A 22,369-nucleotide genomic window follows, 5' to 3' on the forward strand; every position below is an offset into this window, starting at 1 on the left:
GGGCCCGTAGGTCCCGCAGGCCCGCGGGCCCGCGGGCCGTCAGGCCGGGGTCGGGGTGGATTTCAGGGCTGCCACCACCTGGTGGGCCAGGGTGTCCAGGTGGGCGGGGGTCACCGCGTCGCGGACGACGACCTGGCGCCAGTAGAGCGGGCCGATCAGCAGGTCGAGGGCGTGGCCCGGGCTGATCTCCCCCGGGAGTTCGCCGCGGGCGACGGCGTCCGAGACGATGCCCTGCGCCATGCGGTGCTGGCCGTCCAGGAGGGCGCCGCGGACCGCGTCCGCGATCTCGGGGTTGCGGGACGCCTCGACGAGAAGGTCGGGGATCACCGCAGAGGCCACCGGGTGCCGCAGCACGTGTGACATGACCTCCAGCAGGGCGCGTACGTCCCCGTACAGGGAACCCGTCGCCGGCACCGGCAGGCCGTCCACCGCGAAGGCGCCGATCAGGTCCAGCACCAGGTGCAGCTTGGACTTCCACCGCCGGTACACGGCCGTCTTGCCGACCCCGGCGCGCCGCGCGATGCCCTCGATGGACATCCGGGAGAACCCGACCGCGGCCAGCTCCTCCAGCACCGCGTTGCGGATCGCCTCGGTCACGTCCTCGCGCAGGACGGCGGCACCGGCGGGGGCGCGGCGGGCGGATGCGGAGGCGGCGGCGGAGGGGGCGGGGTCCGTGGTCATGCACAGAGCATAGCCGCGCAGCGTCACGACGATACGGTTGCGTTCCGTCGGTCGGCGCCCTAACCTCACCGTAGCGACGATACGGACCCGTCCCGACCTACGTCGAAAGCGAACCTGTGACCACCGCGACCGCATCCAAGACCGCGCCCGCCCCCTCCGCGGAACTCGCCCGGCTGGCCGCCGCCCACGGCCTCACGCTCAGCGGCGCCCGCCCCACGCTCCCCCGCTACATCGCGCAGCTCTGGCAGCGCCGCCACTTCGTGAGCGCCTACGCCACGGCCCGCATGCAGGCCACGTACAGCACGGCGCGACTCGGCCAGGTCTGGCACCTGGTGACCCCGCTGCTCAACGCGGCGGTCTACTACTTCATCTTCGGCCTCGTCCTGAAGGCCAGCCACGGCGTGCCGGACTACGTCCCCTTCCTGATCACCGGCATCTTCGTCTGGGACTTCATCAGCAGCTCCGTCAACGCCGGCACCCGCGCCGTCCACAGCAACCTCGGCCTGGTCCGCGCCCTGCACTTCCCCCGCGCGAGCCTGCCCATCTCCACCGTCGTGCAGCTCTTCCAGCAACTGCTCGTCTCCATGGCCGCCCTGGTGATCCTGCTGCTGGCCTTCGGCCAGCGGCCCGGCCCGGCCTGGCTCCTGGCCCTGCCGGCGCTCCTGCTGACGGCCGTCTTCGCCGCCGGCTGCGCCATGGCCATGGCCCGCATCGGCAGCAGGAGCCCCGACGTCAGCCAGCTGATGCCGTTCGTCCTGCGCACGTGGATGTACTCCTCGGGCGTCATGTGGTCCATCGACCAGATGCTCGGCAAGAACGACCTGCCGCACTGGGTGCTGGTGGCGCTCAAGGCCAACCCCCCGGCCGTCTACATCGACCTGATGCGCTTCGCGCTGATCGACAGCTTCCCCGCGCACGCGCTCCCGCACCACGTGTGGCTGCTGGCCGTCGGCTGGGCCCTCCTCGCGGGCGTCGGCGGATTCATCTACTTCTGGAAGGCAGAGGAGGCGTACGGCCGTGGCTGACACGACGACGAAGACCGGACCCGAGACCCGGGCCGCGACCGGGACCCGGGTGCCCACCGTGATCGCGGACGGGGTCCACGTCATCTACAAGGTCCACGGCACTGGCGCCCGCAAGGGCGGCGCCACGGCGGCCCTCAGCCGGGTGTTCTCCCGCCGCCCCGCCCCCGGGATGAGGGAGGTGCACGCGGTCAAGGGCGTCTCCTTCACCGCCTACGAGGGCGAGGCCATCGGCCTCATCGGCTCCAACGGCTCGGGCAAGTCCACCCTCCTCAAGGCCGTCGCCGGCCTCCAGCCGGTGGCCCGCGGCCGGATCTACTCGCACGGCCAGCCGTCCCTGCTGGGCGTGAACGCCGCCCTGATGAACGACCTGACCGGCGAACGCAACGTCATCCTCGGCGGCCTCGCGATGGGCATGACCAGGCAGCAGGTCCACGAGCGCTACGACGGCATCGTCGACTTCTCCGGCATCAACGAGAAGGGCGACTTCATCTCCCTGCCGATGCGGACGTACTCCTCCGGCATGGGCGCCCGGCTGCGCTTCTCCATCGCGGCCGCCAAGGACCACGACGTCCTGATGATCGACGAGGCCCTGGCCACCGGCGACGCGGCCTTCCAGCGGCGCAGCCAGGCCCGCATCGAGGAGCTCCGCGAGCGCGCCGGCACCGTCTTCCTGGTCAGCCACGCCATCAACACCGTCCGCGAGACCTGCGACCGTGCGATCTGGCTGGACTCGGGCGTCCTGCGCATGGACGGCCCGGCGGACGAGGTCTGCGCCGCCTACGAAGCCTCCACCAGGACCGGCTAGGCACCCGTGGGCGCAGCCGCAGCCGCAACGACGAACGGGCCGGGCCCGGGACCACTTCGGTCCCGGGCCCGGCCCGTTCGACTACGCGGAGACGATCAGCTGTGCGCGCGCAGCAGGCTGCGCATGGTCCGCATCGCCACCGACAGGTTCGCCAGGTCGAAGTCGTCCGAGCCCCGGATCTCCTCCAGGGTCGTCCGGGCCCGCCCGATGATCGCCGCGTTCTTCTCCTCCCACGCCTGGAAGCGCTCCTCGGGAGTCGAGGCGCCGTTGCCCACCGACAGCACGTCCGCCGTCAGCGCCGCGTGCGCCGCGAAGAGGTCCTCGCGGATGGACGCGCGGGCCATGGACTGCCAGCGGTCGGCCCGCGGCAGCTCGATGATCCGGTCCATCAGCTGCGTGATGTCCAGGCGGTCGGCGAGGTCGTAGTACACCTCGGCGACACCCAGCGGGTCCACGCCCGTCCGGTCCGCGATCGCGACGATGTCCAGCGTCGGGAAGGCCGAGGAGAACCCGGCGACCTTCGCCGCCAGCTCCTCCGGCACGCCCTCGCCGGTCAGCTCGTCCATGACCAGCTGGTACCACTCCAGGTCCGCGCCGCGCACCAGCTTCGGCAGCTCCGCCCACACCTGGGCCACCCGCTCCCCGAAGAAGGCGATGGTCTCGGTGATCTGGAGCGGCTGCGGCCGGTTGTTGAGCAGCCAGCGGGTACCGCGCTCGACCAGACGGCGCGAGTGCAGCCGCACCCGGGTCTGGACGTCCGCGGCCACCTTGTTGTCGAGCGCCTCCACCGCGTCCCACACGTCGGCCAGGCCGAAGATCTCGCGGGCCGCGAGCTGCGCCCGGACGATCTCCTCCGTGGAGGCTCCGGTCTCCTCCCGCAGGCGGTGCAGGAAGGTCGAACCACCGGTGTTGACGGTGTCGTTGACCAGGATCGTCGTGATGATCTCGCGGCGCAGCGCGTGCGCGTCGATCTGCTCGGTGAACTTGTCGCCGAGCGCCGCCGGGAAGTACGCGAAGAGCAGGCGGCGCAGGTACGGGTCGTCCGGCAGCTCGGTGACGATGAGCTCGTCCGCCGTCGTGATCTTGGTGTAGGCGAACAGCACCGCCAGCTCCGGCTGGGTCAGGCCCTTGCCGTTGTTCAGCAGCTCGCGGATCTGCCGGTCGGTGGGCAGGAACTCCAGCTCGCGGTTGAGCAGTCCGGCGCCCTCCAGGCGGCGCATGAAGCGCTGCTGGGCGTGGAGCAGGCTGGGCGCCTGGGCCGAGCCGTTGGCCAGCGCGGTGTTCTGCGCGTAGTTGTTGCGCAGCACCAGGCGGCCGACCTCGTCGGTCATCTGCGCGAGCAGCTTGTTGCGCTGCTTGACGGTCATGTCGCCGTCGGCGACGACCGCGTTGAGCAGGATCTTGATGTTCACCTCGTGGTCGGAGGTGTCCACGCCCGCGCTGTTGTCGATGGCGTCGGTGTTGACCTTGCCGCCCTCGCCGCCGGCGCCGCTGCGGGCGAACTCGATGCGGCCGAGCTGGGTCAGGCCCAGGTTGCCGCCCTCGCCGATGACCTGCGCCCGCACGTCGGAGCCGTTGACGCGGATGGCGTCGTTGGCCTTGTCGCCGACGTCGGCGTGCGTCTCGGAGGTCGCCTTGACGTAGGTGCCGATGCCGCCGTTCCACACCAGGTCCACGGGGGCCTTGAGGATGGCCTGCATCAGGTCGGCCGGGGTCATCTTGGTGACGCCGGCCTCGATGCCGAGGGCCGCGCGCATCTGCGCGGTGACCGGGACGGCCTTGGCCGAACGCGGGTGGATTCCGCCGCCCGCCGAGATCAGCGAGGTGTCGTAGTCCGCCCACGAGGACCGCGGCAGCTCGAACAGGCGCCGGCGCTCGGCGTACGAGGTGGCCGCGTCCGGGGTCGGGTCGATGAAGATGTGGCGGTGGTCGAAGGCGGCCACCAGGCGGATGTGCTCGGAGAGCAGCATGCCGTTGCCGAAGACGTCACCGGACATGTCGCCGACGCCGACGACGGTGAAGTCCTGGGTCTGGGTGTCGTGGCCGAGCTCGCGGAAGTGCCGCTTGACGGACTCCCACGCGCCGCGGGCGGTGATGCCCATGCCCTTGTGGTCGTAGCCGGCCGAGCCGCCCGAGGCGAAGGCGTCGCCGAGCCAGAAGCCGTAGGACTCCGCCACGCCGTTGGCGATGTCGGAGAAGGTCGCGGTGCCCTTGTCGGCGGCGACGACGAGGTAGGTGTCGTCCTCGTCGTGGCGGACCACGCTGCGCGGCGGCACGACCTCGCCGGCGACCATGTTGTCGGTGATGTCGAGCAGCGCCGAGATGAAGATCTTGTACGAGGCGATGCCCTCGGCGAGCCAGGCGTCGCGGTCCACCGACGGGTCGGGGAGGTTCTTGGCGACGAAGCCGCCCTTGGCGCCGACCGGCACGATGACGGTGTTCTTGACCATCTGCGCCTTGACCAGGCCGAGGATCTCCGTACGGAAGTCCTCGCGACGGTCGGACCAGCGCAGGCCGCCTCGGGCGACCTTGCCGAAGCGCAGGTGGACGCCCTCGACGCGCGGGGAGTACACCCAGATCTCGAACGCCGGGCGCGGGGCCGGCAGGTCCGGGATGGCCTGCGGGTCGAACTTCATCGACACGTAGGAGTGCTGCTCGCCGGCGCTGTCCGCCTGGAAGAAGTTGGTGCGCAGCGTCGCCTTGATCAGGGTGAGGAAGGAACGCAGGATGCGGTCCTCGTCGAGCGAGGCGACCTGGTCCAGGGCCCCGTCGAGCTCCTCCAGCATGGCGTCCACGAGCTCGCTGCCGGCGGCCTGGCGGACGGGCGACATCCGGGCCTCGAAGAGAGAGACCAGCAGCCGGGTGGTGTGGACGTTGTTGCGGAGGGTGTCCTCCATGTAGTCCTGGCTGAAGGTGGAGCCGGCCTGGCGCATGTACTTGGCGTACGCGCGCAGGACGACCGCCTGGCGCCAGGTCAGACCGGCGCTCAGCACGAGGGTGTTGAAGTTGTCGTTCTCGGCCTGGCCGTTCCAGACCGCCGCGAAGGCGTCCTGGAAGCGCTCGCGGGCGTCGTCGCCGAGGTCGCCCGCCGAGAGCCGCAGACCGAAGTCGTAGATCCACGCGTTCGTGCGGTCGGCGCAGCGCAGCTCGTACGGGCGCTCGTCGGTGACCTCGACGCCGAGGCGCTGGAGGACCGGCAGGACGGCGGACAGGGAGACCTGCTCACCGGCGCGGTAGATCTTGAAGCGGCGTTCGCCGGGGCCCGCGCCGACGGGCTCGTACAGCGACAGCGCGAAGTCCTTGTCGCTGCCGCGCAGCTTCTCCAGGTGCACGAGGTCGGCGACGGCGGCGCGCGGCGAGTGGTCGGCCTTGTAGCCCTCGGAGAAGGCGTTGCCGTAGTGGCGCAGCAGCTCCGCGGCGCGCTCCTCGCCGAGCTCGGCGTTGAGGGCCTGGTCGAAGCCGTCGGCCCAGGAGCGGGCGGCCTCGACGAGGCGGCCCTCGATGCGCTCGACGTCGCCGTCGGTCAGCACGGGCAGCTCGGTGCCCTGCGGGACGCGGACGACGAAGTGGATGCGGGAGAGGATCGACTCGGTGTTCCAGGCGGTGAAGTCGACGCTGATGCCGCCGAGCTCCTCGCGCAGGATGTCCATCAGGCGCAGCCGCACGCCGGTGGTGAAGCGGTCGCGCGGCAGGTAGACGAGCGCCGAGTAGTAGCGGCCGTACTCGTCCTGGCGCAGGTACAGCCGCAGCCGGCGGCGTTCCTGCAGGTAGAGGACCGAGGTGACGATGGACTGGAGCTGGTCGACCGGGGTCTGGAACAGCTCGTCGCGCGGGTAGGTCTCCAGGATCTGCGTCAGGTCGCGGCCGTCGTGGCTGGCCGGGGAGAAGCCGGCGCGCTCCAGGACCTCGGCGACCTTGCGGCGGATGACCGGCACGCGGCGCACGGACTCGGTGTACGCGGCGGAGGAGAACAGGCCGAGGAAGCGGCGCTCGCCGACGACGTTGCCGTCGGCGTCGAACTTCTTGACGCCCACGTAGTCGAGGTACGAGGGGCGGTGCACGGTGGAGCGGCTGTTGGCCTTGGTCAGCACCAGCAGGCGGTGCTCGCGGGCCTTGGCGCGGGCGTCGGCCGGCAGCCGGTTGAAGGACGGCGAGACCGGGTGGCCGTCCTCCTTGCCGCTGTGGTGCGGGTCGGAGCGCAGGATGCCGAGGCCGGTGCCGGGCACGGCGGCCAGGGAGTCGCCGTCGACGAGGTTGTACTCGCGGTAGCCGAGGAAGGTGAAGTGGTCGTCGGCGAGCCAGCGCAGCAGCTCACGGGCCTCTTCGAGCTCGTACTCGCGCAGGTCCGGGGCGGTGGGCTCGTCGGGCAGGCCGTCGGCGATGCGCAGCGCGGCCTCGCGCATCTTCTCCCAGTCCTCGACGGACTCGCGCACGTCGGACAGGACGCGCTGCAGGTCGACGGTGATCTGCTTGAGGTCGGCGCGGTCGGTCTCGCGGTCGATCTCGACGTGGATCCAGGACTCGACGAGGGAGTCGTGGGGGCGCTCGGTACGGGGGCCGTGCGCGTCGCAGTCGGGACCGAGGATCTCGATCAGCTTGCCGGTGATGTCACGGCGGACGACGACCTGCGGGTGGATCACGACGTGGATGCCGCGGCCCTGGCGGGACAGCTCGTTCGTCACGGAGTCCACGAGGAAGGGCATGTCGTCGGTGACGACCTCGACGACGGAGTGGCTGGAGGTCCAGCCGTTCTCCTCCACCGTGGGGGTGTGCACGCGTACGTTCGCGGTGCCCTGCGGCCGGTTCTCGGCCAGCCGGTAGTGGGAGAGCGCGGCTCCGAACACGTCGACCGGGTCCCGGTCCGTGAGGTCCTCCGGCGCCGTGTGCAGGTAGTAGCGCTGGAGGTAGGAGAGGACCGCGTCCCGGTCCGGACGCTCTCCCTGCTCGGACCCAGTCGGAAGTAGCCCCCCGGCCGGGCTGTGCTCAGCTACCCGGGCCGCCCGTGCGAGCAGCTCGGCCTTTGCTTCGTCCAGCTTGGTCTGCATGTCCTCTGGCTCCTGTCGCGCGCCATTGCGTGACGTAGGTGAAGGAAGGAATGACATAGCGCCGCGAGGCGGGGTGTCCGTTCGGGATCGACGCTATGCCGTCGAGAGAGCCGACCGGGAGGGAATGAGCCAAGATCGGCCGAAGGTCCCGGTGGCGGGGATCAGCGATGGCCCGGGCACTGTCGTGCGCCGGGCGCAGGCCGGAGGCTCCAGTGCCCCCGATGGATATCGCGCTGATCACGGGTACAAGGCTATCCCGACCTACCCCCAGGTCGTCATTCGCTGCATCTGTACAAATCTTGGGGTGGAACTTTGACACTCTGGCCAGCGACGTTGCGGGGCTTCCGTGCAGCGGCCCGTCCAGTCGCTATTCGGCCAGCTCGCGAGCTGTCAGAACGGCCTCCGCCAGGGTGTCCACGACCGGCACTCCGGCTGATTCCAGACTGCGGCGGCTGTGCGAACCGCCCGTGTAGAGGACGGCACGGGCTCCGACGTGCGCGGCCGCGAGCGCGTCGTCGACGGCGTCTCCGATGAGGACCGTACGGTCGGCGGTCACCCCCGTTGCGTCGAGGGCCTCCATGTGGCGTACGAGATGTCCCGCCTTGGAGGTGTGGGAGGGGCCGGTCCGCCCGTCGACGCGCAGGAAGTGCCCGTCGATGCCGTGGGCGCGCACGAGCGGGACGAGCCTGTCGTGGGGCGCGAGGGACAGCAGGGACTGGGTGAGCCCGCCGAGCTGCCAGTCCCGGAGCAGTTCCCGGGCGCCGTCGGTGAGCCCGGAGTCCGCGGCTTCGGCCCAGTAGTGGCGGTGGAAGGTCTCGTCCATGACGAGCCACTCCTCCTCGGTGGGCAGCCGTCCCATGAGGCGCTCGTAGAACTTCGGCACCGGTACGACGTACAGCTCGCGGTACGTCTCCAGGCTGATCGGCGCGAAGCCGAGCTCGGCGAAGGAGGCGTTCGTCGCGGCTATGACGGCGTCGATGTCGTGGAGCAGCGTGCCGTTCCAGTCCCAGACGATGTGGTTCGTGTGCGTCATTTCAGCAGCCCCGGAATCTCCTGGACGCCGAACCACAGCAGCTCGTGGTCCTCGGCCGCGTCGACGGTGACCTGCGCGTCCTCGTCCCCGCCGTCGGCGGCGGGCAGCGCCAGCGCGGCGGCGGCCACGTCCTCGTCGGCGTCGTCGGCGTCCACGTGCACGGCGGCGGCCACGGTGAGCCGTACGGCGGCGGCGAGGCTCACCTGGCCGAGGGCGGCCTCGTCGGCCCCGGGGGCGGCGCTGGCGGCCTTGTCGTCCACGTCGAGGGCGACGACGACGCGCCGGCGGGGCGCGCCGGGGTCGGCGGCGAGCAGCCGCAGCGAGGCGGCCGCGGCCCGGCCCAGGGCCGCGTACTCCAGCTCCTCGATGTCGTCCGAGACGTACCACTCGCGCAGGCCGGGGGTGACGGCGTACGCCCGCAGCGGGGCGGGGCCCAGCTCACCCGCCTGGTGCACCTCGGCGAGCCCGGGGAGGGTCAGGGGGACGTACACGCGCATGGCCGGCTGCTTTCGGTAGTCGGAAACGCACCCAGGATACGACTCGGAGGCGGCCGGCCGGGGTCCGGCAGGGTGACGGCCGCCGTACCCCATCGGGCTGCGGCGGCCCGCGGGGCGCCCGTCCACCCGCTGCCGCGGCCCCGGGCCAGCGCGCCCCGGCCACGGCGGGCGCGCACTCGGATAGGTGAACGGTGCCGGCCGCGGGCCGGGGCCGGCCGGTGGTTGCGGAGCGTGTTCGCCGACCGTAGAAGGTCCCCATCAAGTTACCGCCCGGTACCGCCCGGGCCCGGCCTGTACGGGGGCAGATCGCGATGGACACCACGACGCGCGGCACGATCGGCAGCAACGGCGGCCGCCGCCGGCCCGCCGGCCGCTCCGGGACCCGCCCCGCCGGACGGCGCGACCAGCGGCGCCCGGCGGGTCCCCCGCCCGCCCTGCGCCCGGGCCCGCACCACTGGTTCGCCGAACGCCTGCTGGCCGTGGTCAGCGGCCGGCGCCCCGTCCACTCGCTCCTCGGCCACACCATCGGCCCGGCCTACCAGCAGCTGGTGAACCTGGCCCCCGCCGAGCAGGCCCTGCGCGAACGCCTGTCACCGGTCGTCCGCCAGTGCGGCCGCTTCATCCCCGGCCCGGGCGTCATCGAGGCCTTCGCCCGCATCGCCACCGGCGACCGGGTCACGGCCATGGCCTTCCGCCTGGAACAGGGCCCGGACCTGCGCTGGCGCTGCGCGGCGGTGGAGATCCGGGGCCCCCGCCCATGACTCCCCCACCCCTCAAGCCCCGCCCCCTCAAGCCCCGCCGGCGATTGAGGCGCGGGGGCTCGGGGCAGCGCCCCCGCAACGGCGCCGCACCCGCCGGCGCACCGGCACGGGCACCGCACCGCAACCCCCGCGGGAGCGAAACGGCCGGGGCCGGACACCCACAAGGTGTCCGGCCCCGGCCGACAGCTCAACCCGCCTGCGGGCTACTTCTTGCGGCGACGCCCGCCCGCGGCCTTCTGCGCCTTGCGGCGCTCGGCCCGCGTCATGCCGTCGCCCGCGTCGCTGTCGAAGTCGCCCTCGATCACGCCGCCCTCGCCGTCGACCGTCGGCGCGGAGAAGTGCAGCCGGTCCGGACGCTGCGGCGCGTCCAGCCCCTTCGCCCGGATCTCCGGACGGGCGGCGGCCGCCGGCTCCTTCGTCAGCGACGGCGCGGCGTCCTGCACCGGAAGCTCCTCGACCTGCTGCTCGACCTGGACCTCCAGGTTGAACAGGTAGCCGACGGACTCCTCCTTGATGCCCTCCTGCATGGCGTTGAACATGTCGAAGCCCTCGCGCTGGTACTCGACCAGCGGGTCCTTCTGGGCCATCGCCCGCAGGCCGATGCCCTCCTGCAGGTAGTCCATCTCGTACAGGTGCTCACGCCACTTGCGGTCCAGCACCGACAGGACCACGCGCCGCTCCAGCTCGCGCATGATCTCGGAGCCGAGGGCCTTCTCGCGGGCCTCGTACTGCTCGTGGATGTCGTCCTTGACGGACTCCGCGATGAACTCGGCGGTGATGCCCGCGCGGTCGCCCGCGGCGTCCTCCAGCTCCTCGGTGGTGACCTTCACCGGGTAGAGCTGCCGGAAGGCGCTCCACAGCCGCTCCAGGTCCCACTCCTCGGCGAAGCCCTCGACCGTCTCGGCCGCGATGTACGCGTCGATCGTGTCGTCCATCATGTGGCGCACCTGCTCCTGGAGGTCCTCGCCCTCCAGGACGCGGCGGCGCTCGCCGTAGATGACCTCGCGCTGGTTGTTGAGGACCTCGTCGTACTTCAGGACGTTCTTGCGCGTCTCGAAGTTCTGGGTCTCGACCTGCGACTGGGCCGACGCGATCGCACGCGTCACCATCTTGTTCTCGATCGGCACGTCGTCCGGCACGTTCGCCATCGCCATGACGCGCTCGACCATCTGCGCCTTGAACAGGCGCATCAGGTCGTCACCGAGCGACAGGTAGAAGCGGGACTCGCCCGGGTCGCCCTGACGGCCGGAACGACCGCGCAGCTGGTTGTCGATGCGGCGCGACTCGTGGCGCTCGGTGCCCAGCACGTACAGCCCGCCGAGCCCCTTGACCTCCTCGAACTCCGCCTTCACGGCGGCCTCGGCCCGGGTGAGCGCCTCGGGCAGGGCGTGCGCCCACTCCTCGATGTGCTCCTCGGGGTCCAGGCCGCGCTGGCGCAGCTCCGCCTCGGCGAGGTCGTCCGGGTTGCCGCCGAGCTTGATGTCGGTACCGCGGCCGGCCATGTTGGTGGCGACGGTGACGGCGCCGCGGCGGCCGGCCTGGGCGACGATCGTCGCCTCACGGTCGTGCTGCTTGGCGTTGAGCACCTCGTGCGGGATGCCGCGCTTGGAGAGCTGCTGCGAGAGGTACTCGGACTTCTCGACCGAGGTCGTACCGACGAGGATCGGCTGGCCCGTCTCGTGCTTCTCCGCGATGTCGTCGACGACGGCGGCGAACTTCGCGACCTCGGTCCGGTAGATCAGGTCGGGCTGGTCCTTGCGGACCATGTCGCGGTTGGTCGGGATCGGGACCACGCCGAGCTTGTAGATCTGGTGGAACTCGGCGGCCTCGGTCATGGCCGTACCGGTCATGCCCGACAGCTTCGAGTACAGGCGGAAGAAGTTCTGCAGGGTGATCGTGGCGAGGGTCTGGTTCTCGTCCTTGATGTCCACCCCTTCCTTCGCCTCGATCGCCTGGTGCATGCCCTCGTTGTAGCGGCGGCCGGCGAGGATACGGCCGGTGTGCTCGTCGACGATCATGACTTCGCCGTCGATGACGACGTAGTCCTTGTCCTTCTTGAACAGTTCCTTCGCCTTGATGGCGTTGTTCAGGTAGCCGACGAGCGGGGTGTTCACCGACTCGTAGAGGTTCTCGATGCCGAGCCAGTCCTCGACCTTGGCGACACCGGCCTCGTGGATGCCGACGGTGCGCTTCTTCTCGTCGACCTCGTAGTCGCCGGTCTCCTCGATGCCCTTGAGCGGCTGGCCGGCCTCGCCCTTGGTCAGGCGGGTGACGAGCTTGGCGAAGTCCGCGTACCACTTCGTGGCCTGGTCCGCGGGACCGGAGATGATCAGCGGGGTGCGGGCCTCGTCGACGAGGATCGAGTCGACCTCGTCGACCACGGCGAAGTTGTGGCCGCGCTGGACGAGCTCGTCCTGGGACCACGCCATGTTGTCGCGCAGGTAGTCGAAGCCGAACTCGTTGTTCGTGCCGTAGGTGATGTCGCAGTTGTACTGCTCGCGCCGCTGCGCGGGCGACATGTTCGCCAGGATGCAGCCGATGGTCAGGCCCAGGAACTTGTGGACGCGGCCCATCATCTCGGAGTCGCGCTCGGCCAGGTAGTCGTTCACCGTGATCAGGTGGACGCCCTTGCCGGACAGCGCGTTGAGGTATGCGGGCAGGGTGCCGACGAGGGTCTTGCCCTCACCGGTCTTCATCTCGGCGACGTAGCCGAGGTGCAGCGCCGCGCCACCCATGATCTGGACGTCGTAGTGGCGCTGGCCGAGGACGCGCTTGGCCGCCTCGCGCACCGTCGCGAAGGCCTCGGGCAGCAGGTCGTCCAGGCTCTCACCGTCCTGGAAGCGCTGCTTGTACTCGTCCGTGAGCGCCCGCAACTCGGCGTCGGAGAGGTTGACGAAGTCCTCTTCGATGGAGTTGACCTGGTCCGCGATGCGGTGCAGTTTGCGCAGGATCTTGCCTTCGCCTGCACGCATGAGCTTGTTGAAGACGGACACTGAGGCTGGTCTCCTTGCCGGTCGGGCCTGGGCACTGTACGTACACGGGCACGGCAGGTGGGCCCCACCGCAACGGCCATCGTAAGCGAGGACGCGGCCGCGTCGGGAGGTCCGCCGTTCCCATGAGGGCACGGTGCCCGGATTGAGAACGTACGGGGGACGCCGAAGGTGCCGCATCCCCCACCGGGATTCCCGAAAAGTGTTCGCCCCGGGCCCCGCCCCGGCAGCAGAATCCGCGCATGGAGCCCACCACGCTGACCACCGAGCGCCTCGTCCTTAGACCCTTCGCCACCGGGGACGCCCCCGAGGTGTACGCCGCCTGCCAGGACCCCGAGATCCAGCGCTGGAACGAGGTGCCCTCCCCCTACGGGCGCGCGCACGCGGACACCTGGGTGGAAGAAACGGTGCCGTCCGGCTGGCGCGAGGACACCGCCTACAGCTTCGCGGTCCGGCTCGGCGCCGAGGGCCCGCTGGTGGCGGCCCTGGGCGTGCACCCGCGCGGCGAGTCCGTGTTCGAGGTCGGCTTCTGGGCGGTGAAGGAGCACCGGGGCCGGGGCTACGTCACCGAGGCGCTCGGCGCGGCCGCCCGCTGGGCCTTCGCCGAGCTCGGCGCCGGACGGCTGGAATGGCGGGCCGAGACCGGCAACGCGGCCTCCCGGGCCGTCGCCGAGAAGGCCGGCTTCCGCCAGGAAGGGATCCTGCGCGCCGGGATCTCCCACCGCGGCACCATGCGCGACTGCCGCGTCGGCGCCCTGCTCCCCTCCGACCTGGACCTGCCCTCGCGCCTGCCGTACCTGCCCTCCCCCGCCTAGGCAAGGGGTGTCCGGCCAGGGGTGTCCGGCGGATCGGGGCCGCTGTCAGTGGCACGGCCTAGGCTTCGGCGCATGACCAGCCTGCCGCCGCCGACCGTGTCCCTGTCCGCCGACGAGGCCCGCCGGATCGCCCTGCGCGCGCAGGGCTTCCTCGGAGCCCCCGACCGGCGCGGCGGGGTCCGCGGGGTCCTGCGCCACCTGGGCGCCGTCCAGCTCGACACCATCTCGGTGCTGGCCCGCTCGCACGAGCTGATCCCGTACGCGCGGCTCGGCGCGGTCGGCCGCGAGGCCGTGGAGCAGGCCTACTGGAGCGACCGGCACGCCTTCGAGTACTGGTCGCACGCGGCCTGCATCCTGCCCATAGAGGAATGGCCGCATTTCGCCTTCCGCCGCCGGGCCAACCGGGCGCGCGGCCACCGCTGGCACATCCTGCAGGACAAGCAGCAGTCGACGCGGGCGGTCCTGGACCGGCTGCGGGCGGACGGCCCGCTGACCTCCACCGAGCTGGGCGGCGCCAAGAACGGCGGCGAGTGGTTCGAGTGGTCCGAGACCAAGATCGCGGTGGAGTGGCTGCTCGACACAGGCGAGGTGGTGTGCAGCGAGCGCCGCGGCTGGAAGAGGGTCTACGACCTCCCCGAGCGGGCCGTGCCCGACGCGCTGCTCCACGACGACCTCGACGACCGCGAGTGCCTGCGCCGCCTGGTCGCGCTGGCCGGCCGGTCCCTCGGCGTCGGCACCCGCGCCGACATCGCGGACTACCACCGGCTCAAGGGGGAGCAGTTCGACGCGGTCGTCGCGGAGTCCGGGCTGGTCCCGGTGGAGGTGGAGGGCTGGGCCAAGCCCGCCTGGGCGGACCCGTCGGCCCTCGCGTCGGCCCCGCGGGGCCGCCACCGCACGACGCTGCTGTCCCCCTTCGACTCCCTGGTCTGGGACCGTCCGCGCACGGAGCGGATCTTCGGCTTCACGCACCGGCTGGAGGCGTACGTCCCCAAGCCGAAGCGGATACACGGGTACTTCGCGATGCCGCTGCTGGCCGGCGGCCGGCTCCGGGGCCGCGTCGACCCGGCCCGCGAGGGCAGCACCCTGGTCGCCCGGCAGCTCTCCCTGACCTCTCCCGCGGCCGCCGCGCCGATGGCGCGCGCCCTGCGGGAGGCGGCGGAGTGGGTCGGCTGCGACGCGGTCCGCGTGGAGCGTGCGCAGAACGCCGCCGAGGCCGCCGCGGTGACCGCCGAGCTGGCGGCGCTGGGCACCTGACCGGCCCGCGACCGGCCCCGGGCGGGGCGGCCCAGGGGCGGGGCGGCGCCCCCGTGGACCGGCCCCGCGCGGCTAGCGGATCTCCAGGATCTTCTCCCGCATCGCGTAGACCACGGCCTCCATCCTGGAGTGCAGCTGCAGCTTCTCCAGGATGTTGCGGACGTGGTTCTTCACGGTGTTCTCGGAGATGAACAACTCCTTCGCGATGTCGCGGTTGTTCATGCCGGTGGCCACCAGTTTGAGGACCTCCAGCTCCCGGTCCGTCAGCCTCGGCGCCGGCACCAGCCGCCGCTCGTCGGTTCGCTGGATCATCGACTTGAACTCGGTGAGGAGCTTCGACGCCATCGACGGGCTGATCTGCGACTGGCCGTCGGCCACCGCCCGGATCGCCGTGGCCACCTCGTCCGTGGAGATCTCCTTGAGGAGGTAGCCGGTCGCGCCCGCCTTGATCGCGTCGTAGAGGTCCGCCTCCTCGTCGCTGATCGTCAGCATGATGATCTTCGCGGAGGGGGCCACCTCCTTGATCGAGGTGCACGCCTCGATGCCGCCGCGCCGGGGCATCCGCACGTCCATCAGCACGATGTCCGGCAGCAGGTCGGCCGCCTTGTCGACCGCCTCCGCGCCGTCCCCGGCCTCACCGACGACCTGGATGTCCTCCTCCTGGGCGAGGACGATCTCCAGTCCCCGCCGGAAGAGCGCGTGGTCGTCGACGACGAGGACCCGGATGGGCTCCCCGGCCGGCGCACCGTCGGTCTCCGCCGACGGGTCCGCCCCGCGGCAGGCCGCGCCGTCGTCCGCGCGTACCGGACCGAAGCTGTCCGCCATCGTCCCTCCCCCTGCATGGTGCTGAGCTGCCGGGCCAACCGGACACGTTCCGCAGCCGGTTGACTGCCCGCCATGATTCCATGCCCGCACCACGCCGCGGGGGATGCCGGCGGACCTCCTGGCGCATACCCGCCATGCAGGTGCCCCCGCGAGGACGCCGGAGCGTCCCGCGGGGGCAGCGAACGGTCTGCTCAGCCGCCGAGCGCGCCACCCGCGCCGCCCCGCGGCTCCTCCGAGCTGGAGGCCCCGTCGGGGTTCACGTGGATGACGCCGTAGTCATAGGCGTGACGCCGGTAGACGACGCTGGGCAGCTTCGTCTCGGAGTCGACGAACAGATAGAAGTCGTGGCCGACCAGTTCCATCTCGTACAGGGCCTGGTCGAGCGACATGGGCGCGGCCGAGTGGGTCTTCTCGCGGACGATGAGCGGGCCTTCGCCCTGCACTTCGATGGATCCGATCCGGGTGATCGGAACCCCGTCCGTCTTCTCCTCGGTGACCACCTGGCCACTGCCGTTGAGCGACGCGACGCCCGGCACGACGTCGGCGACCTCCGCCGCCGAGAGCCGGCCGTTGCCACGGCGGGTGTAGCGCTTGTCGTGCTGCTTGCGCAGCCGGGCCTCCAGCTTGTCCTGAGCGAGGTCCAGCGCCGCGTACGCGTCGGCCGCGGCGGCCTCGGCCCGGATCACCGGGCCCCGCGAACGCAGGGTGATCTCCACGCGGTCGGAACGGTCGGCCTGACGCGGGTTGTGCTCCTTGGACACCTCGACGTCCAAGCTGATCACCTTGGCGTCGAGCTTCTGGATCCGCTCCGGATTCAGCTTCTCGGCCACGTGCTTGCGGAACCGCTCGGGCACCTCGGTCTTGCGGCCCTTGACGACGATGTCCACGCAGAACTCCGTTCCCGGATAGCTCCGCCCGACGGGGCGAAGCGTCTCCCTTTCGCACCAGACTCCGGTGAAGGCCGGAGCCTCGGACTTGGCGACTTTCACCTCCTCCTCCCCCGTCAGCGAGATCGAAACCCCACCGACTTCGGAGTCGAGGAAACAGCCTCCTGAGTTCCTTACAACCGAACATATCTCTGTATGACGGTTGTCGGCACCCGCTACCGGCACGTACTTCCAGTCCAGTGGCCGTTCCCTCGTACTACCTGCAACGATGGGCCTTCCCCTCCAGTTCCAAATGTATTCACGGGATTTTCCTCCCGGAGACACCGCAGGTCACCGCACCGCCGTCCGGGGAGCCCGCGCGAAGGCGTCGGCCGGCGCGGCGACCACCGCTGCCCGCAGCACGCCCCCCGGCCCCTGCGCCGGTCCTGCCGCCGTCGCCCCCGCCGGTGCCGCCAGGCCCGCCGCGCGCACCGCCCTGGCCGCCTCGGCCAGCGTCGCCCCCGTGGTGACCACGTCGTCCACCAGTACGATCCGGGCCCCGCCCGTCAGCCGTGCCCCGTCCCGGCGCACCTCCAGCGCCCCGGCGAGGTTCTCCCGGCGCTGCCGGGCCCCCAGGCCCGCCTGGTCCGCCACCGCCCGCCGCAGCCCCAGTACGGGCGCCACGCGCGCGGGAACCCCGGCCCGCCGCAGCCGCCCCGCCGCGGCCAGCGCGATCCTGCGCGCCGGATCGTGCCCGCGCGCCCTCACCTGCCGCCGCGCCGACGGGACCGGCACCAGCGCCACCTCGCCCCGCCCGGGCCCCGTTCCGCCCGCCAGGACGGCCGCGGCCAGCGCGCCGCCCAGCACCCCGGCCAGCGGGAGCGCCCCGCGCTCCTTGTGGGCCAGCAGGACGGCCCGTACGGCTCCCTCGTAGGCGGCGGCCGCCTGTACCACCGGCAGCCCCTCGGGACGCGGTGACGGCCTCACCAGCCCCGCCACGGCCCCGCTGAGCGAGGAGCCGCAGTCGGCGCACACCAGTACGCGGGCGGCACCGCACCCGGCGCAGTCCACCGGCAGGACCAGCCCGGCGAGCTCCTGCCACCACCCCCGCATGGCTCCACACTGGCGGCCCGGGCCCCCGGCCGCCACCCCTGTGGACGACCGCCCGGCCGCGCCTCAGCCCGGACGGACCGGAGACCGGCCGCGCCTCAGCCCGGGTAGACCGGAGACCGGCCGCCCGCGACCACCGTGCGCCACTGCGCCCCCGGCGGCAGCCAGACGATCCCGTCCTCCGAGAACGCCACCACCGGCTTCGGCTTCGACTCGTCCTCCGCGGCCGCGACCGCGACCTCGGCCAGCCCCGTGGCCCCCGGCAGGCTCGCCGCCACCATCGAGCCGTCCGCCAGCATGTAGCGGGCCTGCTGCACCCCGCCCTTCTCGCGGCCCACCACCAGCAGCCGGCCCCGCGGCGCCCAGCTCATCGTCGTCACGTTCTCCATCTGCGGCGCCGCCGGACGCAGCTCGCGCACCGACACCGCGGAGACGTCGCCCTTCGCGTCGGGCCGCTCGACCCGCCCGATGTAGAGGACCTTGGTGTTGGCGTCCTTCTCCAGCAGCAGCGCGATCCGCGCGCCGTCGGCGGACACCTTCAGCGAGGCGATCCGCTGCCCGTCCAGCCCCGCCACCTGCACCTTCTCGGGCGTCCCCGTGCCGCCCGGCACCCGCCACAGCCCCGGATGCTGCGGATCGCGGTCCGCGACCCACAGGTCGCCCGAGGCGTCCCAGCTCGGCGCCGTCAGCGTCTCCGCCTTGCCGCCCCTGCCGATCGGCACCTGCGCCGGCATCGGCCCGCCCCCGACCAGCGACACGACGTACAGCCCGTGCCCGTCCTCCGAGACCACGGCCGCGCGCCGCTCGTCGTGCGAGACCGCCGCCGAGCTCACCTTGAACACCGGAGCGGTCGCCAGCGGCCCCGGCACCGGCTCGGTGCGGGTCTGCTGGTCGTCGCTGCTCACGTCGAGCTTCATCCGGACCAGCCGCTTGTCGTTGTCGACGAAGTACTGGAACTCGGGGATCTTGGGCCGGTTGGCGATCGCGTCCGCGCTCACCGAGGTCACCGAGCACAGCGACGACGTCTTGTCGTCGGAGGAGCGCAGCAGTTCGACCTGGTCCAGCCGGGAACCCGTCAGGTCCTTGACCGTGTACAGGAGTTGGGTGGCCATCTTCTTGCACTGCGGCTGCGCGATGTTGCCCACCTTCTCGTTCAGCGGCACGCGCAGCGTGTTCTGGCCGTCGTACGAAAGGGACTTGGTGCCCGTGCGCAGTTCCGTACCGGTGGGGAAGCTCGACTCCACGACCGGCGCTAGCCACCGGGACGGCCCGGCGAGCAGCGACTGCACCGTCTGCGTGGTGGGGTCCATCCGCGAATCGGGGTCGCTGCGCTGGCGCACGTAGACCGGGTCGGCGACGAGCGTGCTGCCCGCGAAGTAGTACTTGTTCACCGGCATGTAGATGCGCTGGAAGTCCGACTCGCTGAGCACGAGACCGCTCGGCGGCGTCGAGATGCGCCACTGCTTGTCCTCGTCCTGGACGAGCTGGAGCTGCTCCTCGTACTCCTTCGCGCCGGTCTGCGGCTGGTACGCGCTGTGCTCGTCGACGGTCGCCAGCTTCTTGCCGGTCACCTTCCAGCGCGGCCCCTCGGGATCCTTCTCGCCCCGGACCGCGACCCGGTTGAGGCCGGAGGAGAGCACGGTGACGGCCGAACTCGGCTTCCAGGACTTCGCGGCGGCCGGCGTCAGGTACTTGCGGGCGGTCTCCAGCTGCGGGTCGTCGCTGGTCATCGCCTCCAGGAAGCCGTCGACGATCTCCGCCGGAGTGGCCTTGTCCGCGGGCGGTACACCGAACACCCGCACCTGCGAGTCCACGCCCTGCGAGGCCTGCACCGCGCGGATCTCACCGCTGCTGGGCATCGAGGCGCAGCCCGCCAGGAGCAGCCCTGCCGCCGGAAAGGCGTACGCCCGCACCGTGCGCAGGCTCCGGCCCTTCACCCGTGCGCTCCCCCACCGCGCGTCCACGGGCTCACCGTCCATCGGCTCGATCCTCCTGTTGTGCCTGCTCGGCGGGGCGGGCCACGACCCGGGCCCCGTTCCCCGGCAGGGCGGTCGGGTCGGCGGGCACCGACTGCGCCCCGGCGACGGGCGGACGCGGCGGTATCGGCGAGCGGTCCCCGGACTCGGACGCCGGGCGTTCCGCCCCGGCGGCGGAGGCCGCGGCCGCGGCCTCCGAGGCGGCCCTGGCCCGGTTCGCCCGGGAGTCCTCGGGCTCCAGCGGAATGGGCGAGCCCCGCAGCGGCTCGTCCGCCGTGCGCGGCAGCGTCAGCCGGAACTGCGAGCCGCCGCCCGGCTCGCCCCAGGCCTGGAGCCAGCCGCCGTGCAGCCGGGCGTCCTCGACGGCGATGGACAGGCCGAGGCCCGTCCCGCCGGTCGTGCGCGCCCGCGCCGGGTCGGCCCGCCAGAAACGGTTGAAGACGCGGGTCGCCTCGCCGGGCTTGAGCCCGACGCCGTAGTCCCGTACGGCGACGGCGACGGCCCCGCCCGCGGACGCCAGCCGGACCACCACGTCCCGCCCCTCGCCGTGCTCCACGGCGTTGACGACGAGGTTGCGCAGCACCCGCTCGACGCGCCGCGAGTCCGCCTCGGCGATCACCGGCTGGGAGTCGCCGAGGACCCGGATCCGGGTGCCCTTGTGCTCGGCCAGCGGCTCCGCCCCGTCGATGACGCGGCGCACCACCTCGCGCAGGTCGATCGGCTCGGCCTCCAGGGCCGCCGCACCGGCGTCGAAGCGGCTGATCTCCAGCAGGTCGGCGAGGAGCGACTCGAAGCGGTCGAGCTGTCCGGCGAGCAGCTCGGCGGAGCGCGCGGTCACCGGGTCGAAGTCGACGCGGGCGTCGTGGATGACGTCGGCGGCCATCCGCACCGTCGTCAGCGGGGTCCGCAGCTCGTGGCTGACGTCCGAGACGAACCGGCGCTGCATCCGCGACAGCTCCTCCAGCTGCTGGATCTTGTTCTGGAGGTTCTGCGCCATCTTGTTGAAGGCCTCGCCGAGGCGGGCGATGTCGTCCTCGCCGGTGACCTTCATCCGCTCCTGGAGCCGGCCCGCCGAGAGCCGCTCGGCAATCCCGGCGGCCATCCGTACGGGGCTCACCACCTGGCGCACGACGAGCCAGGCGATACCGCTCAGCAGCACGACGACGAACAGCCCGGCGGTGGCGATGGTGGACTTGACCAGGTTGAGGGACTCCTCCTCCTGGGTCAGCGGGAACAGGTAGTACAGGTCGTACGGGTCCCCGTTGATGTCCGTCAGCCGCTTGCCGACGACCAGCGCCGGCTCGGGCTCCTTCTTGTCCGCCCCGCTGGTGTAGCGGATCTCCGAGAAGGTCTTGAACGTGCCGGTGGCGTGATTGACGGCCCGGCGCAGACTGATCGGCACACTGGCCGTCGGATCCACGTTCCCGGAGGCGCGGGCGCCGCGTACGCCCTGCGCGCCCGGCTGGGGCTGCTCCCCGGTGCCGGCACCGAGCGCGGCCACCTCGAAGGCGGTCTGCCCGCCACTGGCCAGCTGCTTGACCAGGGAGTTCATCCACGTACTGGCGTCACGGCCGACCTTGTTGTCGGTCGCGTCGGGCCCGTCCACGGTCGCGGGGGTGTTCGCCTTCTCCTGCGCCACCGCGAACCCGCCCGCGGCCTGGCTCTGCGCGGCCTCCTCCTTCGCGTCGAGGAGGCCCTTGCTGACCTGCGCGATCACGACGAATCCCAGGGCCAGGACCACCGAGAGCGAGATCAGCAGGGTGGCCGCGACCACCCGGAGCTGGATGTTGCGGCGCCACAGCCGGACAGCCGGAAGCAGCGGCCGTCGTACGAGGCGTACGAACAGCCGCAGCATCCTGCCGGCGGGCGCCCCGTCCCGGAGCAGCCTGCCGGTCCACAGGCGGGAACCGCCCCGGACCCTGCCCGAGGTGCCGGACTGCACGTCAGCTGGGTCCGGCCTTGTAGCCGACACCGCGCACCGTCACGACGATCTCGGGGCGCTCCGGGTCCTTCTCGACCTTCGAGCGCAGACGCTGCACATGCACGTTGACCAGGCGGGTGTCCGCCGCGTGCCGGTAGCCCCAGACCTGCTCCAGCAGCACCTCGCGGGTGAAGACCTGCCAGGGCTTGCGCGCGAGCGCGACCAGCAGGTCGAACTCGAGCGGGGTCAGGGCGATCGAGGCGCCGTCGCGCTTGACCGAGTGCCCGGCCACGTCGATGACCAGGTCACCGATGGCCAGCTGCTCGGGCGCGGGCTCCTCCGACCGGCGCAGACGTGCCCGGATACGGGCCACCAGCTCCTTCGGCTTGAACGGCTTGACGATGTAGTCGTCGGCCCCGGACTCCAGGCCCACGACCACATCCACGGTGTCGCTCTTGGCGGTGAGCATGACGATCGGCACGCCGGACTCGGCCCTGATCAGCCTGCACACCTCTATGCCGTCCCGACCGGGCAGCATGAGGTCCAACAGGACCAGATCGGGCTTCGCCTCCCGGAAGGCGGCCAGCGCCTTGTCACCGTCCGCTACGAACGACGGCTCAAAACCTTCTCCCCGCAGCACAATGCCGAGCATCTCGGCCAGCGCGGTGTCGTCGTCGACGACGAGGACGCGTCCCTTCATGGTTGACATCATCCCATTAGCCAATCGTGACAAGGCGGTGAGCTGTCCCACAGCCAAAAGGGCTG

Annotated in this window: 16 protein-coding genes; 5 read left to right on the forward strand and 11 right to left on the reverse strand. The window is 71.8% G+C overall.

Going from position 1 to position 22,369, the window contains the following annotated elements; translation table 11 throughout:
* Nucleotides 1-39 precede the first annotated feature (39 nt).
* Complete coding sequence (locus tag AB0O53_RS27325) at nt 40-681, reverse strand: TetR/AcrR family transcriptional regulator (protein WP_350999158.1); 642 nt, start codon at nt 679-681, stop codon at nt 40-42.
* A 116-nt stretch (nt 682-797) separates the two neighbouring features.
* Between AB0O53_RS27325 and AB0O53_RS27330 the strand changes: the two genes are divergently transcribed.
* On the forward strand, nt 798-1,706 hold the full coding sequence (locus AB0O53_RS27330) for an ABC transporter permease (RefSeq protein ID WP_350999160.1): 909 nt from the start codon (nt 798-800) through the stop codon (nt 1,704-1,706).
* Entirely contained in the window at nt 1,699-2,511 is an 813-nt protein-coding gene (locus AB0O53_RS27335) for an ABC transporter ATP-binding protein (protein WP_350999163.1), read from the forward strand. Before AB0O53_RS27330 ends, AB0O53_RS27335 begins: the two co-directional genes overlap by 8 nt.
* 95 nt (nt 2,512-2,606) lie before the next feature.
* On the opposite strand, the gene AB0O53_RS27340 is transcribed toward AB0O53_RS27335, so the two are convergent.
* From AB0O53_RS27340 to AB0O53_RS27350, 3 genes are all read right to left on the reverse strand, one after another.
* Nucleotides 2,607-7,556 carry an NAD-glutamate dehydrogenase gene (locus tag AB0O53_RS27340; protein WP_365198966.1) on the reverse strand — a complete coding sequence of 1,650 codons (4,950 nt, stop codon included), beginning with the start codon at nt 7,554-7,556 and terminating at the stop codon, nt 2,607-2,609.
* A 367-nt stretch (nt 7,557-7,923) separates the two neighbouring features.
* The gene (locus tag AB0O53_RS27345) at nt 7,924-8,589 is read right to left on the reverse strand and encodes an HAD family hydrolase (RefSeq protein ID WP_350999169.1); all 666 of its coding nucleotides are present in this window, start codon (nt 8,587-8,589) and stop codon (nt 7,924-7,926) included.
* Nucleotides 8,586-9,086 (reverse strand): DUF6912 family protein, encoded by a 501-nt coding sequence (locus AB0O53_RS27350; protein WP_350999171.1) that lies wholly within the window; start codon nt 9,084-9,086, stop codon nt 8,586-8,588. Before AB0O53_RS27350 ends, AB0O53_RS27345 begins: the two co-directional genes overlap by 4 nt.
* A 311-nt stretch (nt 9,087-9,397) precedes the next feature.
* On the opposite strand from AB0O53_RS27350, the gene AB0O53_RS27355 reads away from it, so the two are divergent.
* Nucleotides 9,398-9,847: an Rv3235 family protein gene (locus AB0O53_RS27355; protein ID WP_350999173.1), complete on the forward strand. Its 450-nt coding sequence runs from the start codon at nt 9,398-9,400 to the stop codon at nt 9,845-9,847.
* A gap of 203 nt (nt 9,848-10,050) precedes the next feature.
* Here AB0O53_RS27355 and secA read toward each other — a convergent pair whose 3' ends face one another.
* Entirely contained in the window at nt 10,051-12,840 is a 2,790-nt protein-coding gene (gene secA, locus AB0O53_RS27360; protein ID WP_350999176.1) for a preprotein translocase subunit SecA, read from the reverse strand.
* A gap of 239 nt (nt 12,841-13,079) precedes the next feature.
* Between secA and AB0O53_RS27365 the strand changes: the two genes are divergently transcribed.
* Both AB0O53_RS27365 and AB0O53_RS27370 read left to right on the forward strand, forming a co-directional pair.
* Entirely contained in the window at nt 13,080-13,652 is a 573-nt protein-coding gene (locus AB0O53_RS27365; RefSeq protein ID WP_365198971.1) for a GNAT family N-acetyltransferase, read from the forward strand.
* 72 nt (nt 13,653-13,724) lie between these two features.
* Nucleotides 13,725-14,906: a winged helix-turn-helix domain-containing protein gene (locus AB0O53_RS27370; protein WP_365198974.1), complete on the forward strand. Its 1,182-nt coding sequence runs from the start codon at nt 13,725-13,727 to the stop codon at nt 14,904-14,906.
* A 72-nt stretch (nt 14,907-14,978) separates the two neighbouring features.
* Here the strand turns inward: AB0O53_RS27370 and AB0O53_RS27375 are convergent, their stop codons facing one another.
* The 6 genes from AB0O53_RS27375 to mtrA form a co-directional block, all read right to left on the reverse strand.
* The gene (locus AB0O53_RS27375) at nt 14,979-15,731 is read right to left on the reverse strand and encodes a response regulator (protein ID WP_350999184.1); all 753 of its coding nucleotides are present in this window, start codon (nt 15,729-15,731) and stop codon (nt 14,979-14,981) included.
* A 191-nt stretch (nt 15,732-15,922) separates the two neighbouring features.
* Nucleotides 15,923-16,618 (reverse strand): ribosome hibernation-promoting factor, HPF/YfiA family, encoded by a 696-nt coding sequence (hpf, locus tag AB0O53_RS27380; protein ID WP_327419262.1) that lies wholly within the window; start codon nt 16,616-16,618, stop codon nt 15,923-15,925.
* A 330-nt stretch (nt 16,619-16,948) separates the two neighbouring features.
* A complete protein-coding gene (locus AB0O53_RS27385; protein WP_350999188.1) occupies nt 16,949-17,710 on the reverse strand; it encodes a ComF family protein in 762 nt (253 codons plus the stop codon).
* A gap of 95 nt (nt 17,711-17,805) precedes the next feature.
* Nucleotides 17,806-19,686: an LpqB family beta-propeller domain-containing protein gene (locus AB0O53_RS27390; RefSeq protein WP_350999191.1), complete on the reverse strand. Its 1,881-nt coding sequence runs from the start codon at nt 19,684-19,686 to the stop codon at nt 17,806-17,808.
* Nucleotides 19,676-21,538, reverse strand: coding sequence for an MtrAB system histidine kinase MtrB (mtrB, locus tag AB0O53_RS27395; RefSeq protein WP_350999237.1), 1,863 nt, complete (start codon nt 21,536-21,538; stop codon nt 19,676-19,678). The genes AB0O53_RS27390 and mtrB overlap by 11 nt, the downstream gene beginning before the upstream one ends.
* Before the next feature lie 88 nt (nt 21,539-21,626).
* Complete coding sequence (gene mtrA, locus AB0O53_RS27400) at nt 21,627-22,316, reverse strand: two-component system response regulator MtrA (RefSeq protein ID WP_189747360.1); 690 nt, start codon at nt 22,314-22,316, stop codon at nt 21,627-21,629.
* Nucleotides 22,317-22,369 lie beyond the last annotated feature (53 nt).

The sequence above is a fragment of the Streptomyces erythrochromogenes genome (assembly GCF_040684695.1).
Classification (GTDB): Bacteria; Actinomycetota; Actinomycetes; order Streptomycetales; family Streptomycetaceae; genus Streptomyces; species Streptomyces erythrochromogenes_C.